The organism is Salmonella sp. SAL00672 (assembly GCF_046552175.1).
In the GTDB taxonomy this organism is placed as follows: Bacteria; Pseudomonadota; Gammaproteobacteria; order Enterobacterales; family Enterobacteriaceae; genus Salmonella; species Salmonella enterica.
This window is the reverse complement of sequence record NZ_JBGDUQ010000015.1, coordinates 19,866-34,569: the sequence shown is the minus strand read 5'-3', so window position 1 is coordinate 34,569 and position 14,704 is coordinate 19,866. Positions and strand designations below refer to the sequence as shown.

Here is a 14,704-nt window from a genome sequence, read left to right as displayed (position 1 = left end):
ATTATTCCGGGATGAGTATATGGAACACGGCGCCCGTTTAAGTACCAGCCGCGTACTGGCGATAAGTTTTATTTTTATGGCCCTGCTGATTGTGCTCAGTCTGGCCGTGAATGTCATTCAGGGTATTAATAACTACCGGCTGCAGAATGAGCAACGCACGGCGGTCACTCCTATGGGATTTAACGCGCCCTTTGCGGTGTCACAGAACAGTGCCGATGCCTCTTATTTACAGCAGATGGCACTGTCGTTTATTGCCCTGCGTCTGAATGTGTCGTCAGAAACCGTCGACGCGTCACACCGGGCACTTCTGCAATATATTCGTCCGGGCGCACAGAACCAAATGAAAGTCATTCTGGCAGAAGAAGCGAGACGAATTAAGGCCGACAACGTTAACTCCGCTTTTTTCCAGACCAGTGTCAGGGTCTGGCCACAGTATGGCCGCGTGGAAATTCGCGGTGTGCTGAAAACCTGGATTGGAGATTCAAAACCGTTTACCGACATCAAACATTACATTCTTATTCTGAAACGGGAAAACGGCGTGACCTGGCTGGATAATTTCGGGGAAACAGACGATGCGAAAAAATAAGCCGTATAAGCCATTTTTACTGGCGGCCGGATGGTTATTTTCCGGTCTGGTGATGGCGTCGGGTTCCGGTACGCTGGCCCCGGTGGTGGTGTCCCTGGCTAACGGCGGTCAGGCGAACATTGCTGTCAGCAACACCGACCCGAACCTGTTTACGGTGCCGGGTGACCGTATCACTGCGGTCAGCGGTCTGGACGGCATGCTGACAAACAGTGAGCAGACAGGCACGGGCGGCGTGGTGGTGGCCACGGTCAATAAAAAGCCGTTCACCTTCATTCTGGAGACGGAGCGCGGGCTGAACTTTTCCGTCCGGGCCGTCCCCCGGGCCGGTGCCGGACGCACCGTACAACTGGTCAGCGACCTGCGCGGAACCGGGGAGGAGGCTGGCGCATGGGAAACGGCCACCCCTTATGAATCCCTGCTGGTTGCCGTCAGCCAGGCAGTTCGTGGAGGTACTCTGCCTGCCGGCTGGTATCAGATCCCCGTCACGAAAGAAGCGCTGCAGGCCCCGGCCGGTCTGTCTGCACGGGCTGACGCTGTGTGGACCGGCAATCACCTGAAACTGGTACGGTTTGCTGTGGAAAATAAAATGCCGTCTGCCCTGAACATCAGGGAAAGTGATTTCTGGCAGCCCGGAACCCGCGCCGTGATGTTCAGCCAGCCCGTCAGCCAGATACTGGCCGGTGCACGAATGGACGTGTACGTCATCCGTGACGGGGAGGGCAGCTGATGGCGAGCATCAATACGGTTGTAAAGCGTAAACAGTACATCTGGCTGGGGATTGTTGCGGTGGGGGCTGCCGCTGCCATTGGCGGAGGCCTTTACCTGTCTGACGTCGACATGAGTGGCAACGGGACGGCCGCAGAGCAGGAGCCGGTACCGGATATGACCGGGGTGGTGGACACGACCTTTGATGACAAAGTTCGTCAGCATGCCACCACGGAAATGCAGGTGACTGCGGCGCAGATGCAGAAACAGTACGACGAAATCCGCCATGAGCTGGATGTTCTGAATAAGCAGCGCGGTGACGACCAGCGTCGTATTGAGAAGCTGGGGCAGGACAACGCCGCCCTGGCCGAACAGGTGAAGGCCCTGGGAGCGAACCCGGTGACGACCACAGGAGAGCCCGTGCCGCATACACCTGCCTCACCGCCCGGTCCGGAAGGAGAACCTCAGCCGGGTAATACGCCGGTGACCTTCCCGCCACAGGGAGCCGTTCCTCCGCCAACCGCTTTTTATCCGGGGAATGGCGTCACGCCACCGCCACAGGTGACATACCAGTCCGTGCCGGTGCCGAACCGTATACAGCGTAAAACGTTCAGCTATGACGCTGCCGCGAAGAAAGGTCCCTCCCTGCCGTATATCCCGTCCGGGAGTTTTGCAAAAACCATGCTGATCGAAGGAGCGGATGCCAATGCCTCCGTCACCGGTAATGAATCGACGGTCCCCATGCAGCTGCGCATTACCGGCCCGGTGGAGATTCCGAACAGTAAAACATATGACCTGACAGGGTGCTTTGTGGGTCTGGAGGCCTGGGGGGATGTGTCCAGTGAACGCGCGATAGTACGTACCCGTAATATCAGCTGCCTGAAGGACGGCAAAACCATCGACATGCCGGTTAAGGGACATGTCAGCTTCCGTGGAAAGAACGGCATCAAAGGTGAAGTGGTGATGCGTAATGGCAAAATCCTCGGCTGGGCGTGGGGCGCCGGTTTTGTGGACGGTATCGGCCAGGGGATGGAGCGGGCATCCCAGCCGGCGGTGGGGTTGGGGGCCACTGCGACTTACGGCGCGGGCGATGTGTTCAGAATGGGGATTGGTGGTGGTGCATCGAAAGCGGCACAGACACTCAGTGATTATTACATCAAACGTGCCGAGCAGTATCACCCGGTGATCCCGATTGGTGCCGGTAATGAAGTGACTGTGGTGTTTCAGGACGGTTTTCAGCTGAAAACCGTGGAAGAAATGGCACAGGAGCAGGCCCGTCACCGGAAGGAGGATGAAAATGCGGAAAGCCCGGTGCCTGTACCTCCGTCAGTCGACAGCCATATGAACGGCTTTAACACCGACCAGATGCTGAAGCAACTGGGTGACCTGAATCCACAGCAGTTTATGTCCGGCAGCCAGGGAGGACATGTAAATGGGAAATAACCGGCTGAACAACCTGAAGGGACGTGCCGTTTTATATCGTATTGCCGGTCTTCTGCGCTGGCTGATATGGGGCGTGAAATATGCCGTTATCTGGCCGCTGGCCACAACAGCCATTGTTGTCATTCTGCTCTTCCGGACGGGGGATACCACGCCGGGACAACAGATGGCGCAGGAAATCGGACGGGTGAGGGCAATGGCCCCGTCCGGGATGTTTCCGGTCCGGGACTGCCCTGATCCGGTTTTCACGGTGTCGTCACCTGTACTGCTGAATCTGACGGAAAACTGTCCGCTAAAAATAACCGGCGCGGAAGAATACGCGGCAGATATCGACCAGTCCCTGTCGCAAACGGGATGGCTGTTATGGGGGATGCTGGCGCTGTTGTATACCGCGGTGGCAGTAATGATCGGAGACCGGCCGTACCGTCACAATCCACTGACATATGCGTATGACACAGCGACAAACAACCTGAAGTATATTGATAAAGAAAACGAAATCCGGACTTTAATAGAAAATACAAACGGGCAGGTTTCTTATTCCGGTAATAAAGAGGCTGAAAAAGAGGGTGATAAAAATGAACATACGTAATGTTATTTCAGTTCCTGATGAACCCGTGCAGGATGATTTTGTGAAATCTGTTATCAGTAACTGTACTACAAAAATAATACTCTCCGGACGCCGGGAATATAATTTTTCAGTTCCCGGAATGCCAGGCGCAGGGAAAACATGTGTTCTGTCTGAATTAATCAAAAAGCTGCTGCGTGAGAATAAGAAAGGGGCAAAATCATGAACCGGATTTCATGCCTGATCCCTTTCTGCGGCGTGCTTCTGCTGTCCGGATGTGCCGGAACGAACTCCGACTTTGAATGTACCGCCACCACGTCAGACACCTGTATGACGATGGAGCAGGCCAATGAAAAAGCGAAAAGGCAGGAGCAATCTGAGACGGTAAAGCCGGGTGCGGTATCACTGCCGCACCTGGCTGAGGGTAACTTTCGCACGACGCCGGTACAGGCCGTCAGTACCGTCACACCGCCCGTCGGAAAGACAGTGATCGCCCCGCGTTCCGGGCAGAAACCGCCGACACCACACCCGCTGTTTACGGCTGCCCGGGAGGTGAAAACGGTGGCACCTGTCAGTACGGCCTCTCCTGTGGTACCGCCCCGTCCACTGAGAACCGGGGAACAGACGGCGGCGTTATGGATAGCGCCCTATATTGACAGCCAGGATATTTATCATCAGCCGTCCGGCGTATTTTTTGTCATTAAACCGTCCGTGTGGGGAAAGCCACGGATTAATTAACTGACGCGTCAGTCAGATATCAGCCGGCAATGCCGGCCGGCTTTCTGTATTCAGGATCTGCCTGTAAGACGAGTGCCCTGTGCGTGAAAAGGGACGGGCGGTAGCGTGTCAGAACGTGTCGGGAGACATATTCCATGAGCGATGAAGCCGATGAGGCATATTCAGTGACAGAACAACTGACCGTGACGGGAATAAACCGGATACGGCAGAAAGTAAACCGTAAAGGTATTCCGGTTTAACGGTGTGAAGCATGCGGTAATCCCATTCCGGAAGCGCGGCGAAAAATATTTCCTTGCGTGACGTTGTGTGTCGAATGCCAGTCTTTTCTGGAAAAACAGGGCAGGCATTATGCATAAATCAGACGCTGAAAAAATGGAATCCATTATTGATAAACATGACCGGATATATCGGCGACAGGTTCGGGTATTTAAAAACCTGGGCTTCCTCTCAATAATTACCGCCGTACTGAGTGTGATTACTGCGTTATTCAGTACCTCCCTGCTCCTGAAATACACGCTGTGTGTCGTGATATGCGTTTGTCTGATTTATCTGGTTTTTATGTTCTTCTGCCTGGACAGGTATATCGCGCTCAGTCGTCAGACACTGCTGTGGCTGTTGCGCCGGGTGGAAGATACCGCAGAGTTCGCCGGGAGCTGCTCCGCCGCCTGCTGTCCGGGAAAACGCTGACCGGACGGGATGAAGACGACATCCTGCGTCTCTGGTGGGAGAGCAGTAATGAAGTGGAGGAGCTTGCAACCCGTCAGCGTGAACAGGATGCCATCCGGAAGTTTGTCGGCGGGGATAAATCAGAATGAAGGTTTATCTGCAGCGTTACGGCGTGGCCGGTTTTCTCCTGGTGTACTGGAGTCTTTCCTTTGTGAATGAATATTTCCTGCATGAGCATCCGCTTTCTGCTGAATCCTGGAAGTGGATGAGATTACAGGCGCTGCTGGTAACAGGCTCTGTTGTGGTGACCGTGCTGCGGCTTTTTCTCCTGAACTCCGCGGTGCGCCGGGAGGCAACGGCCATCATGACCGGGGTTGCTGCAGGTCTTCATGTTTTTGCTCTGCTGGTTCCTTCCGTCTGGTTGTTTTATCAGTGGCAGTGGAACGGACTGTTTCTTCTGCAGTGGCAGGGAGCAGTCTTCCTGTTCTGTCTGTTCGCGCTTCCCGTTTCAACATTCTGTTTTTCTTAAGGTTAAGGTGTTCGTGTGAAGAACCTGCTTGATACTGTCACTCAGGCGGCCAACTCGCTGCTGACCGCGCTGAAGCTGCCGGATGAATCGGCACAGGCCAATCAGATCCTCGGCGAGATGAGCTTCCCGCAGTTCAGCCGTCTGCTGCCGTACCGGGACTATAACCAGGAGTCCGGCCTGTTCATGAATGACGCCACGATGGGCTTTATGCTGGAAGCCACGCCTGTCAACGGCGCTAACGAGACCATTGCGCTCTCCCTTGACCATCTACTGCGTACCAAACTGCCGCGCGGGATACCCCTGTGTATCCACCTGATGTCCAGCCAGCTGGTCGGGGAGCGTATTGAGTACGGGCTGCGGGAGTTCTCCTGGTCCGGTGAGCAGGCGGAGCGGTTTAACGCCATCACCCGCGCCTACTACATGAAAGCTGCAGAGACTCACTTTCCGTTGCCGGAAGGAATGAACCTGCCCCTGACCCTGCGCCATTACCGGGTATTCATCTCATACTGCGCGCCGTCCAGAAAAAAAAGCCGGGCCGATATCCTGGAGATGGAAAACCTGGTGAAGATTATCCGGGCCTCCCTGCAGGGGGCATATATCAGCACACAGACCGTGGATGCGCAGGCCTTTATTAATATTGTCGGGGAGATGATTAATCACAATCCGGAATCCCTCCATTCGACCCGGCGCCGGCTGGACCCGTATTCCGACCTGAATTACCAGTGCGTGGACGACTCCTTTGACCTGAAGGTCAGGCAGGATTACCTGACGCTGGGACTGCGCGATCACGGGAAAAACAGCACCGCGCGCATCATGAGTTTTCATCTGGCCCGTAACCCGGAAATCGCCTTCCTGTGGAACTCGGCGGATAATTACAGCAATCTGCTGAACCCGGAGCTGTCCATCTCCTGTCCGTTCATTCTGACGCTGACCCTGGTGGTGGAAGACCAGGTGAAGACCCACAGCGAAGCGAACCTGAAGTACATGGATCTGGAGAAGAAGTCGAAGACCTCCTACGCCAAATGGTTCCCGTCCGTGGAGAAGGAAGCGAAGGAGTGGGGAGACCTGCGCCAGCGCCTGGCGTCGAACCAGTCCTCGGTGGTGTCCTACTTTTTCAATATCACGGCGTTCTGCCGCGACAACAAGGAAACGGCGCTGGAAACGGAGCAGGATATCCTGAACAGTTTCCGTAAAAACGGTTTTGAGCTGATTTCGCCGCGCTTTAACCACATGCGTAATTTCCTGGCCTGCCTGCCGTTTATGGCCGGGAAGGGGCTGTTTAAGCAACTGAAGGAAGCCGGTGTGGTGCAACGGGCGGAGAGCTTCAATGTGGCCAACCTGATGCCCCTGGTGGCGGATAACCCGCTGACGCCCGCCGGGCTGCTGGCTCCGACCTACCGTAACCAGCTGGCCTTTATTGATATTTTCTTCCGGGGAATGAACAACACCAACTACAACATGGCGGTCTGCGGAACCTCCGGGGCGGGCAAGACCGGGCTGATACAGCCGCTTATCCGCAGCGTGCTGGATTCCGGCGGCTTTGCGGTGGTGTTTGACATGGGGGACGGGTACAAGTCCCTGTGCGAAAATATGGGCGGGGTGTACCTGGACGGGGAGACCCTGCGTTTTAACCCCTTCGCCAATATCACCGATATTGATCAGTCGGCCGAACGTATCCGCGACCAGCTGTCGGTGATGGCCAGCCCCAACGGCAACCTTGACGAAGTCCATGAGGGCCTGTTGCTGCAGGCGGTCAGGGCAGCCTGGCTGACAAAAAAGAACCGGGCGCGTATTGATGACGTGGTGGATTTTCTGGAGAACGCCCGCACGAGCGAACAGTATGCGGAGTCACCTGGTATCCGCAGCCGCCTGGATGAAATGATTGTCCTGCTGAACCAGTACACGGCAGCAGGCACTTACGGCAGATACTTCAACTCCGATGAACCCTCCCTACGCGATGATGCCAGGATGGTGGTGCTGGAGCTGGGTGGCCTGGAAGACCGCCCGTCACTGCTGGTTGCGGTGATGTTTTCCCTGATTCTCTACATCGAAAACCGGATGTACCGCACGCCGCGTAACCTCAAAAAGCTGAACGTGATCGACGAAGGCTGGCGTCTGCTGGACTTCAAAAACCGCAAGGTCGGGGACTTCATCGAAAAAGGCTACCGTACTGCCCGCCGTCACACCGGCGCGTATATCACCATCACGCAGAATATCGTCGACTTTGACTCCGACAAGGCGTCCAGTGCCGCCCGCGCGGCATGGGGTAACTCTTCCTACAAAATTATCCTCAAACAGAGCGCCAAAGAATTCGCGAAATACAACCAGCTGTATCCGGATCAGTTCCCGCAGCTACACCGGGAGATGATTGAGAAATTCGGCGCCGCGAAAGACCAGTGGTTCAGCTCGTTCCTGCTGCAGGTGGAAAACCATTCCTCCTGGCACCGTCTGTTTGTCGACCCGCTCAGCCGCGCCATGTACAGCTCAGACGGTCCTGACTTTGAGTTTGTACAGCAGAAGCGGAAAGAGGGGCTGAGTATTCACGAGGCGGTCTGGCAGCTGGCGTGGAAAAAATCAGGACCGGAGATGGCCTCGCTGGAGGCCTGGCTGCAGGAGCATGAGATATTCAGGGGAGCTTATGAGTACAAAGCAGAAACAGACTGACGGCACGGGAGCGCGTAAGCGTGACGGGCTGTGGATGATACCGGGATGCCTGGGGATGGTGGTACTGAACGCCGCCATCAGTTACGGGATAGTCCGGCTGAACACGCCGGTGACGGTGGCATTCAACATGAAACAGACCGTGGATGCGTTTTTTGACAGCGCCGGCCAGAAAAAACTGACGGAAGCGCAGTCGAAAGCGTTGTCCGGGCGCTTTAATGCGGCCCTGGAGGCCAGCCTGCAGGCGTGGCAGCGGGAGCACCATGCCGTCATTCTGGTTTCACCGGCGGTGGTACAGGGTGCGCCGGATATCACCCGGGAGATCCAGCAGGATATTGCCCGGCGGATGAGGGCAGAGCCGTGAAATGGCGGGGGCTGACAGCCCTGCTGATATGGGGGCAGAGCGTGGCGGCCGCAGACCTGGGCACCTGGGGCGATCTGTGGCCGGTACAGGAGCCGGACATGCTGGCGGTGATTATGCACCGGCTGGAAGCCCTGCAGCAGTCCGGTGAGATGGGCCGCCGGATGGAGGCCTTTAAGGAACGGGTGATCCACAACAGCCTGCGACCACCGGCGGTGCCGGGTATCGGGCGCGCGGAGAAATACCGCAGCTGGCTGTTTGATCCGTCGGTCAGACTGGCGGCCGATATCCGGGATAACGAAGGTCGGGTGTTTGCCCGTCAGGGGGAGGTGATGAATCCGCTGCAGTATGTGCCTTTTAACCAGACGCTGTATTTCATCAACGGCGATGATCCGGAACAGGTGGCGTGGATGAAACGCCAGACGCCGCCGACGCTGGAGAGCAAAATTATCCTGGTACAGGGCAGCATCCCTGAGATGGAGAAGGCGCTGGACAGCCGGATTTACTTTGACCAGAACGGGGTGCTTTGTCAGCGTCTCGGGATCGACCAGGTGCCGGCCAGGGTAACGGCCGCAACAGACGGGCGTTTCCTTAAAGTGGAGTTTATTCCGGCGGAGGACGGCAGAAAATGAAACGGAGTCTGTGGCTGTGTGTACTGATTCTGCTGGCCGGTCATGTTTCCACGGTATCGGCTGATTCCTCCTGTGAAAGTCGTTTTGTAAACCCGATCACGGATATCTGCTGGAGCTGTCTTTTTCCGCTGTCGCTGGGCAGTACAAAAGTGAGTCAGGGAAAGCTGCCGGATACGGCTAATCCCTCAATGCCGCTCCAGTTCTGTCCGGCGCCGCCGCCCATTTTTAAGCGTCCCGGACTGGCGATTGGCTACTGGGAGCCAATGGCGCTGACGGACGTCACCCGCTCTCCGGGCTGCATGGTGAATCTGGGGTTCAGCCTGCCGGCCTTCGGGAAAACGGCACAGGGTACGGCGAAGAAGGAGGATAAACAGGTGAACGGGGCGTTCTACCATGTTCACTGGTACAAATACCCGCTCACGTACTGGCTGAATATCATCACCTCGCTGGGGTGTCTGGAGGGCGGTGACCTGGACATTGCGTACCTCTCCGAAATCGACCCCACGTGGACGGACAGCAGCCTGACCAGCATTCTCAATCCGGAGGCGGTAATTTTTGCCAATCCCATAGCTCAGGGGGCCTGCGCGGCAGATGCCATTGCCAGCGCCTTCAATAAACCGCTGGATGTCCTGTTCTGGTGTGCAGGCTCTCAGGGCTCCATGTATCCGTTTAACGGCTGGGTGAGTAACGAATCCAGTCCGCTGCAGTCCTCCCTGCTGGTCAGTGAGCGGATGGCCTTCAAGCTTCACCGTCAGGGCATGATTATGGAAACCATCGGGAAAAATAACGCTGTCTGTAATGAATATCCGTCGCCCATTCTCCCTAAAGAGCGCTGGCGTTATCAGATGGTGAATATGTACCCGGACAGCGGGCAGTGCCACCCGTTCGGACGCAGTGTGATGCGCTGGGAAAACGGAAAAAATCCGCCCAACACGAAGAAGAACTTTGGCTATCTGATGTGGCGTAAGCGCAACTGTGTATTTCTGTAAACCGATACCGGAGAGAGGGTGTTTATGCGAATTATTTATAAGAGGCAGCATTATCTGTCCGTTATCTGGTGGGGGGCGGTTGCTGTCGTGCAGATCCTGAATGAGAGTGTAAAACTGTTTCCGTTTGCGCTGGTGATGTTTGCGCTGATGGCTTTTTATTTTCTTCCGGAACGCATCATCTCTGATGTTGTTAATTCGTGGATGGAAACAGACACGTCCGGAAAAATATCTCTCATCAGACTTTATCTGGAAGCGACATTTATGCTGTCTCTCGCGTCTTCTTCTCTTTTGTTTATGTGCCGGGGAAAGCGATGCTCAGGAAAATAAAATGCCTGGCCGGACTGATTATGGTCATAAGCGGGACGGTATCAGCCGGCGGAGTCGCTAATACCCCTGAAAACCGCCAGTTCCTGAAGCATCAGGAAAATTTAAGCAGCCAACTGCGTGAAAAACCGGACCATCAGCTGAAAGCCTGGGCAGAGCAGCAGGTACAGGCGAATCCCCTGGTGCAGTCAGACCGGCATTTCCTGGATGACCTTGCCCGAAAGCAGCAGACTTCTCAGGCGGATAAACCGGAGCAGGGCGCGGTGTACTTTATCTCGTTTTCCATTCCGGAAGAGGGACTGAAGCGCATGCTGGGCGAAACCCGTCGCTACGGTATTCCGGCCACGCTGCGTGGAATGCGGGATAACGACCTGAAGGCCACGGCAGATGCCGTTCTGTCCCTGGTGAAGGATGGGGCAACAGACGGTGTTCAGATTGACCCGACGCTGTTCACGAAATATGACATCCGCAGCGTACCGACTCTGGTGGTGTTCTGCCCACAGGGATATGACGTTATCCGGGGCAATCTGCGGGTGAAGCAGGCGCTGGAGAAAGTGGTCACCGCCGGGGACTGCAGGCAGGTGGCTGCCGGATTACTTGATGTTGCCGGAGATAAACCGCAATGACATTCCCTGCGGAATAAACAGCAGGAAGGAGATGTTATGGCGCTGACCAGAAAACAGCGGGAAAGACTGCGTATGAAATTTGGTGGCCGCTGTGCTTACTGTGGCTGTGTGCTACCGGAGAAGGGCTGGCATGCCGACCACGTTCAGGCAGTGCTCCGCAGTGCATGAAGGCGGCAGAGAAAGGCATTTTCAGACTGAAAACTACCGGTGAAGTGTTCAGACCAGAAGCTGACTGTCCGGAAAACATCTTCCCGTCCTGTGCGCCGTGCAATTTGCTGAAAACGACATATTCGCTGGAGATGTTCAGAAAACAGGTCTCCCTGCAGGTTGAGCGGGGGCGCCGGAGCAGCGTTAACTTCCGGACAGCAGAGCGTTTTGGGCTGATTAGTGTGGTGAATAAACCGGTTGTTTTCTGGTTTGAGCAATACGAGGGGGAGAATAAATGAAACGTATGTTACCTCTGTTTCTGCTTCTGGCCGCCGGCCAGTCACAGGCAGACAGTAACAGTGATTATCGTGCGGGTTCAGATTTTGCCCATCAGATCAAAGGCCAGGGCACCGGCAGTATCCGGAATTTTAATCCGCAGGAGAGTATACCCGGCTATAACGCGAATCCGGATGAAACGAAGTATTACGGTGGCGTGACCGCCGGCGGTGACAGTGGGCTGAAGAATGACGGCACGACGCAGTGGGCTACAGGCGAAACCGGTAAAACCATTACAGAATCGTTCATGAACAAGCCCAAAGATATTCTGTCACCGGATGCGCCGTTTATTGAAAAAGGAAGGGATGTGGTGAACCGTGCCGACAGTATTGTGGGAAATACCGGGCAGCAGTGCAGCGCGCAGGAGATTAACCGCAGCGAATTCACGAATTATACCTGTGAACGCGACACCACTGTGGAGGAATACTGTACCCGGACGTCCACCATCACCGGCGACTGGAGAGAGACATCAGAGGTCAGAACCTACACCCTCACCGCCTTTAGTTTCAGCCGTTCCGGTAAGCAGATCGTTTTCAGCGTGACCGTGCCGGAAGCGGGTACGATAAGCAGCGCCAGCCTGAATGTGACCACACAGAATTATCTGTGGAATTCCCGTGCCGGCTTTATGAATACCACCTTCAACATGACGTGGAGCAGTACCATTACACTGGGTGGCGCGACGGGAATGATGCTGAGCAAAGGCCAGATTCTGAGCGGGACAAGCTGCAGCGGGAACGGTAGCTGTACCGGGTCGGTGGATGACCGCATTTTTAACGAGCTGACCAGCGGAAGGACGAGACTCACGCTGACACTGGTGATGCAGGTAAAGGACCGGGAGTGGATACCGCGGGTGGAGTGGGTGGAAAGCTGCCCGTTCAACAAGGTGGATGGTGTTCTGAAAGATACCGAATGTACCGAACCCGGGGGAACGAAAACCGGGGTGATGGAAGGAAAACCCTGGAGCCTGACGGAGGCCTGCTGGGCATACCGCGATAAATATGTCACCCAGTCTGCGGACAACGGCACCTGCCAGGCGTATGTCGATAATCCGGCCTGTACTCTTGCCGCCCGGCAGTGCGCGTTTTACTCCGGTGAGGGCACCTGCCTGCATGAATACGCCACGTACTCCTGTGAGTCGAAAACCGCCGGAAAGGTCATGATTTGCGGCGGGGATGTGTTCTGCCTTGATGGGGAATGCGATAAGGCGCAGAGCGGAAAGAGCAATGATTTTGGCGAGGCGGTATCACAACTGGCGGCGCTGGCGGCGGCAGGTAAAGATGTCGCAGCCCTGAACGGTATTGACGTCCGTGCATTCACCGGACAGGCGAAATTCTGTAAGAAGGCCGCAGCCGGGTACAGCAACTGCTGTAAGGACAGTGGCTGGGGGCAGGATATCGGTCTGGCTAAATGCAGTAGTGACGAAAAAGCACTGGCCAAAGCAAAAACGAACAAACTGACGGTCAGTGTCGGGGAATTCTGTTCGAAAAAGGTACTGGGTGTCTGTCTGGAGAAGAAACGCAGCTACTGCCAGTTTGATTCGAAGCTGGCGCAGATAGTCCAGCAGCAGGGGCGCAACGGCCAGCTGCATATCAGCTTCGGCAGTTCAAAACATCCTGACTGCCGGGGGATCATCACCGTGGACGAACTGCAGCAGATTAAATTCGACCAGCTGGACTTCACGAACTTCTACGAAGACCTGATGAATAACCAGAAAATCCCGGACAGTAGCGCGCTGACGGAGAAAGTGAAAGAACAAATCGCTGACCAGCTGAAACAGGCCGGAAAATAAGGAGAGCATAATGGCACAGGACAATGAACGGGACAGGCTGAAACAGTCAGCCAGAGAAAGTGCCCTGTTACTGCTGAAAGTCGTCGCCGGTGTGGTTGCCGTCAGTGTGATTGTGGGGGAGGGCGGGCTGGTTGATAATAAGCGGCAAAGACCTGCTCTTCAGACATTATCAGAACCACGCTCAGGTCATGCGTTACGGGGTCTGCGCGCTGGCATGGCTGTGTATTCTGGTCGGTAATTTTGTCTGGCTGACGTACCGGCGGTTCGAAAAAATACAGGGCAGGGAGCCTGCCGGGAAATACGGTTATTTAATGCTCATCAGCATGGCTGCCACATTTGGGGCCGAACTCCTGCTTATTGGGATTATTGTCCGTATGCTGTTTTACGGGGACGGTCCCGGGGGCGCGGATGTTTCCGTCATGTCCCTGACGATTGCAGCGCTGACGATTTCTGTGGGTATAAAAATGCCGGACGGTGGCAGGGAATAAGGGGAACTGATGAAAATGATGACTTTTCTGCTCCGGCTGGCGGTGACGGTTATCGTGGCATCCCCGGTGGTGTACTGGTCGTGGGATACTGTAAAGGCAACAACGGCGGAAGATAGCCTGCTCGCGGGGCTTATCATCGCCGCGAATGTCGTGATGTTAATGCCGCTGTACTGTTTCGTGCTCATCCTGACGAAACGCCGGCAACATGATAATAAATCCAGTTGAAGGGAGCGTCTGATGCGAAAAAAACAGATCGTGTGGCTGGCGGCGTTACTCTGTGGTCCCCTGGTGGCATACGGAAAAGATGCTGGCTGGCAGTGGTATAACGAAAAAGTCAGTCCGCAGGAGACGGAAAATAAACCTGCTGTGCCACATCAGGAACCGGATATTATGCAGAAACTGGCCACGCTGCAGGCCGCCACGAAACGGGCGCTTTATGAAGCCATTCTGTATCCTGGTGTGGATAATTTTGTGAAATATTTCCGGCTGCAGAATTACTGGACGCAGCAGGCGGGGCTTTTCAGCATGAGCGCCAAAAAAGCCATGCTGGCGCATCCTGAACTGGACTATAACCTGCAGTACAGCCACTACAACGGCACGGTACGTAACCAGCTGGCCGCAGACCAGGCTCAGCAACGGCAGGCCATATCAAAGCTGGCTGAACACTACGGTATCATGTTCTTTTACCGCGGGCAGGACCCCATTGACGGCCAGCTGGCGCAGGTGATTAATGGCTTTCGCGCCACTTACGGTCTGAGCGTTATCCCGGTGACCGTGGACGGGGTGATTAACCCGATGCTGCCGGATACGCGTCCTGACCAGGGGCAGGCGCAGCGTCTTGGTGTGAAATATTTCCCGGCCATGATGCTGGTAGACCCGAAACAGGGCAGTGTCCGTCCGTTGTCATACGGGTTTATTACGCAGGACGACCTGGCAAAACAGTTCCTGAATGTGTCAGAAGATTTTAAGCCGAATTTCTGAAGTAATATCAGGGGATGGTATTACTGTCACTCGTTCGCAGGTAAATAATGCAGATGAAGCGGCTGTCTTTATGCCCTTTATTTTTAATTCAGATAAATAACCCCCACTGTTAAATAGTTTATTCATGGCGGCGTTTTTTAG

The 14,704-nt window shown here is 55.2% G+C and carries 18 protein-coding genes and 3 pseudogenes; all 21 read left to right on the top strand.

Annotated features, from left to right (window positions below):
* The first annotated feature begins 19 nt into the window (after positions 1 to 19).
* The 21 genes and pseudogenes from traE to traF all read left to right on the top strand — a co-directional run bounded on the left by traE (position 20) and on the right by traF (position 14,563).
* Entirely contained in the window at positions 20 to 586 is a 567-nt protein-coding gene (gene traE, locus ACLJTG_RS22380; RefSeq protein ID WP_410959085.1) for a type IV conjugative transfer system protein TraE, read from the top strand.
* On the top strand, positions 573 to 1,313 hold the full coding sequence (traK, locus tag ACLJTG_RS22375) for a type-F conjugative transfer system secretin TraK (RefSeq protein WP_410959084.1): 741 nt from the start codon (positions 573 to 575) through the stop codon (positions 1,311 to 1,313). The genes traE and traK overlap by 14 nt, the downstream gene beginning before the upstream one ends.
* Positions 1,313 to 2,734 carry an F-type conjugal transfer pilus assembly protein TraB gene (gene traB, locus ACLJTG_RS22370; protein ID WP_410959083.1) on the top strand — a complete coding sequence of 474 codons (1,422 nt, stop codon included), beginning with the start codon at positions 1,313 to 1,315 and terminating at the stop codon, positions 2,732 to 2,734. Before traK ends, traB begins: the two co-directional genes overlap by 1 nt.
* On the top strand, positions 2,724 to 3,320 hold the full coding sequence (traP, locus tag ACLJTG_RS22365) for a conjugal transfer pilus-stabilizing protein TraP (RefSeq protein ID WP_410959082.1): 597 nt from the start codon (positions 2,724 to 2,726) through the stop codon (positions 3,318 to 3,320). Before traB ends, traP begins: the two co-directional genes overlap by 11 nt.
* Complete coding sequence (locus ACLJTG_RS22360; RefSeq protein WP_077917407.1) at positions 3,298 to 3,522, top strand: DUF2689 domain-containing protein; 225 nt, start codon at positions 3,298 to 3,300, stop codon at positions 3,520 to 3,522. Before traP ends, ACLJTG_RS22360 begins: the two co-directional genes overlap by 23 nt.
* A complete protein-coding gene (traV, locus tag ACLJTG_RS22355; protein WP_001079997.1) occupies positions 3,519 to 4,034 on the top strand; it encodes a type IV conjugative transfer system lipoprotein TraV in 516 nt (171 codons plus the stop codon). Before ACLJTG_RS22360 ends, traV begins: the two co-directional genes overlap by 4 nt.
* Positions 4,035 to 4,168: 134 nt before the next feature.
* Positions 4,169 to 4,390 (top strand): annotated as a pseudogene (gene traR / locus ACLJTG_RS22350) (conjugal transfer protein TraR).
* Positions 4,383 to 4,849: pseudogene (locus ACLJTG_RS22345) on the top strand (hypothetical protein). Before traR ends, ACLJTG_RS22345 begins: the two co-directional pseudogenes overlap by 8 nt.
* Positions 4,846 to 5,229 carry a hypothetical protein gene (locus ACLJTG_RS22340; RefSeq protein WP_042827805.1) on the top strand — a complete coding sequence of 128 codons (384 nt, stop codon included), beginning with the start codon at positions 4,846 to 4,848 and terminating at the stop codon, positions 5,227 to 5,229. The pseudogene ACLJTG_RS22345 and the gene ACLJTG_RS22340 overlap by 4 nt, the downstream one beginning before the upstream one ends.
* Positions 5,230 to 5,244: 15 nt before the next feature.
* Positions 5,245 to 7,893 (top strand): type IV secretion system protein TraC, encoded by a 2,649-nt coding sequence (gene traC / locus ACLJTG_RS22335; protein WP_410959081.1) that lies wholly within the window; start codon positions 5,245 to 5,247, stop codon positions 7,891 to 7,893.
* Positions 7,868 to 8,254 carry a type-F conjugative transfer system protein TrbI gene (trbI, locus tag ACLJTG_RS22330; protein ID WP_000105164.1) on the top strand — a complete coding sequence of 129 codons (387 nt, stop codon included), beginning with the start codon at positions 7,868 to 7,870 and terminating at the stop codon, positions 8,252 to 8,254. Before traC ends, trbI begins: the two co-directional genes overlap by 26 nt.
* Positions 8,251 to 8,883, top strand: coding sequence for a type-F conjugative transfer system protein TraW (gene traW, locus ACLJTG_RS22325; RefSeq protein WP_261908337.1), 633 nt, complete (start codon positions 8,251 to 8,253; stop codon positions 8,881 to 8,883). The genes trbI and traW overlap by 4 nt, the downstream gene beginning before the upstream one ends.
* On the top strand, positions 8,880 to 9,872 hold the full coding sequence (traU, locus tag ACLJTG_RS22320) for a conjugal transfer pilus assembly protein TraU (RefSeq protein WP_261908338.1): 993 nt from the start codon (positions 8,880 to 8,882) through the stop codon (positions 9,870 to 9,872). The genes traW and traU overlap by 4 nt, the downstream gene beginning before the upstream one ends.
* Before the next feature lie 18 nt (positions 9,873 to 9,890).
* Positions 9,891 to 10,199 (top strand): hypothetical protein, encoded by a 309-nt coding sequence (locus tag ACLJTG_RS22315; RefSeq protein ID WP_410959080.1) that lies wholly within the window; start codon positions 9,891 to 9,893, stop codon positions 10,197 to 10,199.
* On the top strand, positions 10,184 to 10,822 hold the full coding sequence (trbC, locus tag ACLJTG_RS22310) for a type-F conjugative transfer system pilin assembly protein TrbC (RefSeq protein WP_410959079.1): 639 nt from the start codon (positions 10,184 to 10,186) through the stop codon (positions 10,820 to 10,822). Before ACLJTG_RS22315 ends, trbC begins: the two co-directional genes overlap by 16 nt.
* Positions 10,823 to 10,858: 36 nt before the next feature.
* A pseudogene (locus ACLJTG_RS22305) lies at positions 10,859 to 11,268 on the top strand (HNH endonuclease).
* On the top strand, positions 11,265 to 13,094 hold the full coding sequence (gene traN / locus ACLJTG_RS22300) for a type-F conjugative transfer system mating-pair stabilization protein TraN (RefSeq protein WP_410959078.1): 1,830 nt from the start codon (positions 11,265 to 11,267) through the stop codon (positions 13,092 to 13,094). The pseudogene ACLJTG_RS22305 and the gene traN overlap by 4 nt, the downstream one beginning before the upstream one ends.
* Before the next feature lie 10 nt (positions 13,095 to 13,104).
* Complete coding sequence (locus ACLJTG_RS22295; protein WP_410959077.1) at positions 13,105 to 13,332, top strand: hypothetical protein; 228 nt, start codon at positions 13,105 to 13,107, stop codon at positions 13,330 to 13,332.
* Positions 13,283 to 13,582: a hypothetical protein gene (locus ACLJTG_RS22290; protein WP_410959076.1), complete on the top strand. Its 300-nt coding sequence runs from the start codon at positions 13,283 to 13,285 to the stop codon at positions 13,580 to 13,582. Before ACLJTG_RS22295 ends, ACLJTG_RS22290 begins: the two co-directional genes overlap by 50 nt.
* A gap of 9 nt (positions 13,583 to 13,591) precedes the next feature.
* Entirely contained in the window at positions 13,592 to 13,807 is a 216-nt protein-coding gene (locus ACLJTG_RS22285; RefSeq protein ID WP_410959075.1) for a conjugal transfer protein TrbE, read from the top strand.
* Positions 13,808 to 13,819: 12 nt separating this feature from the next.
* Positions 13,820 to 14,563, top strand: coding sequence for a type-F conjugative transfer system pilin assembly protein TraF (gene traF / locus ACLJTG_RS22280; RefSeq protein ID WP_410959074.1), 744 nt, complete (start codon positions 13,820 to 13,822; stop codon positions 14,561 to 14,563).
* Positions 14,564 to 14,704 lie beyond the last annotated feature (141 nt).

Excerpts from the sequence above, each read along its gene's own strand:
- traE (WP_410959085.1), top strand. The coding sequence starts at position 20 with ATGGAACACGGCGCCCGTTTAAGTACCAGCCGCGTACTGGCGATAAGT.
- traK (WP_410959084.1), top strand. The coding sequence starts at position 573 with ATGCGAAAAAATAAGCCGTATAAGCCATTTTTACTGGCGGCCGGATGG.
- traB (WP_410959083.1), top strand. The coding sequence starts at position 1,313 with ATGGCGAGCATCAATACGGTTGTAAAGCGTAAACAGTACATCTGGCTG.
- traP (WP_410959082.1), top strand. The coding sequence starts at position 2,724 with ATGGGAAATAACCGGCTGAACAACCTGAAGGGACGTGCCGTTTTATAT.
- traV (WP_001079997.1), top strand. The coding sequence starts at position 3,519 with ATGAACCGGATTTCATGCCTGATCCCTTTCTGCGGCGTGCTTCTGCTG.
- ACLJTG_RS22340 (WP_042827805.1), top strand. The coding sequence starts at position 4,846 with ATGAAGGTTTATCTGCAGCGTTACGGCGTGGCCGGTTTTCTCCTGGTG.
- trbI (WP_000105164.1), top strand. The coding sequence starts at position 7,868 with ATGAGTACAAAGCAGAAACAGACTGACGGCACGGGAGCGCGTAAGCGT.
- traU (WP_261908338.1), top strand. The coding sequence starts at position 8,880 with ATGAAACGGAGTCTGTGGCTGTGTGTACTGATTCTGCTGGCCGGTCAT.
- trbC (WP_410959079.1), top strand. The coding sequence starts at position 10,184 with ATGCTCAGGAAAATAAAATGCCTGGCCGGACTGATTATGGTCATAAGC.
- traN (WP_410959078.1), top strand. The coding sequence starts at position 11,265 with ATGAAACGTATGTTACCTCTGTTTCTGCTTCTGGCCGCCGGCCAGTCA.
- ACLJTG_RS22295 (WP_410959077.1), top strand. The coding sequence starts at position 13,105 with ATGGCACAGGACAATGAACGGGACAGGCTGAAACAGTCAGCCAGAGAA.
- ACLJTG_RS22290 (WP_410959076.1), top strand. The coding sequence starts at position 13,283 with ATGCGTTACGGGGTCTGCGCGCTGGCATGGCTGTGTATTCTGGTCGGT.
- ACLJTG_RS22285 (WP_410959075.1), top strand. The coding sequence starts at position 13,592 with ATGAAAATGATGACTTTTCTGCTCCGGCTGGCGGTGACGGTTATCGTG.
- traF (WP_410959074.1), top strand. The coding sequence starts at position 13,820 with ATGCGAAAAAAACAGATCGTGTGGCTGGCGGCGTTACTCTGTGGTCCC.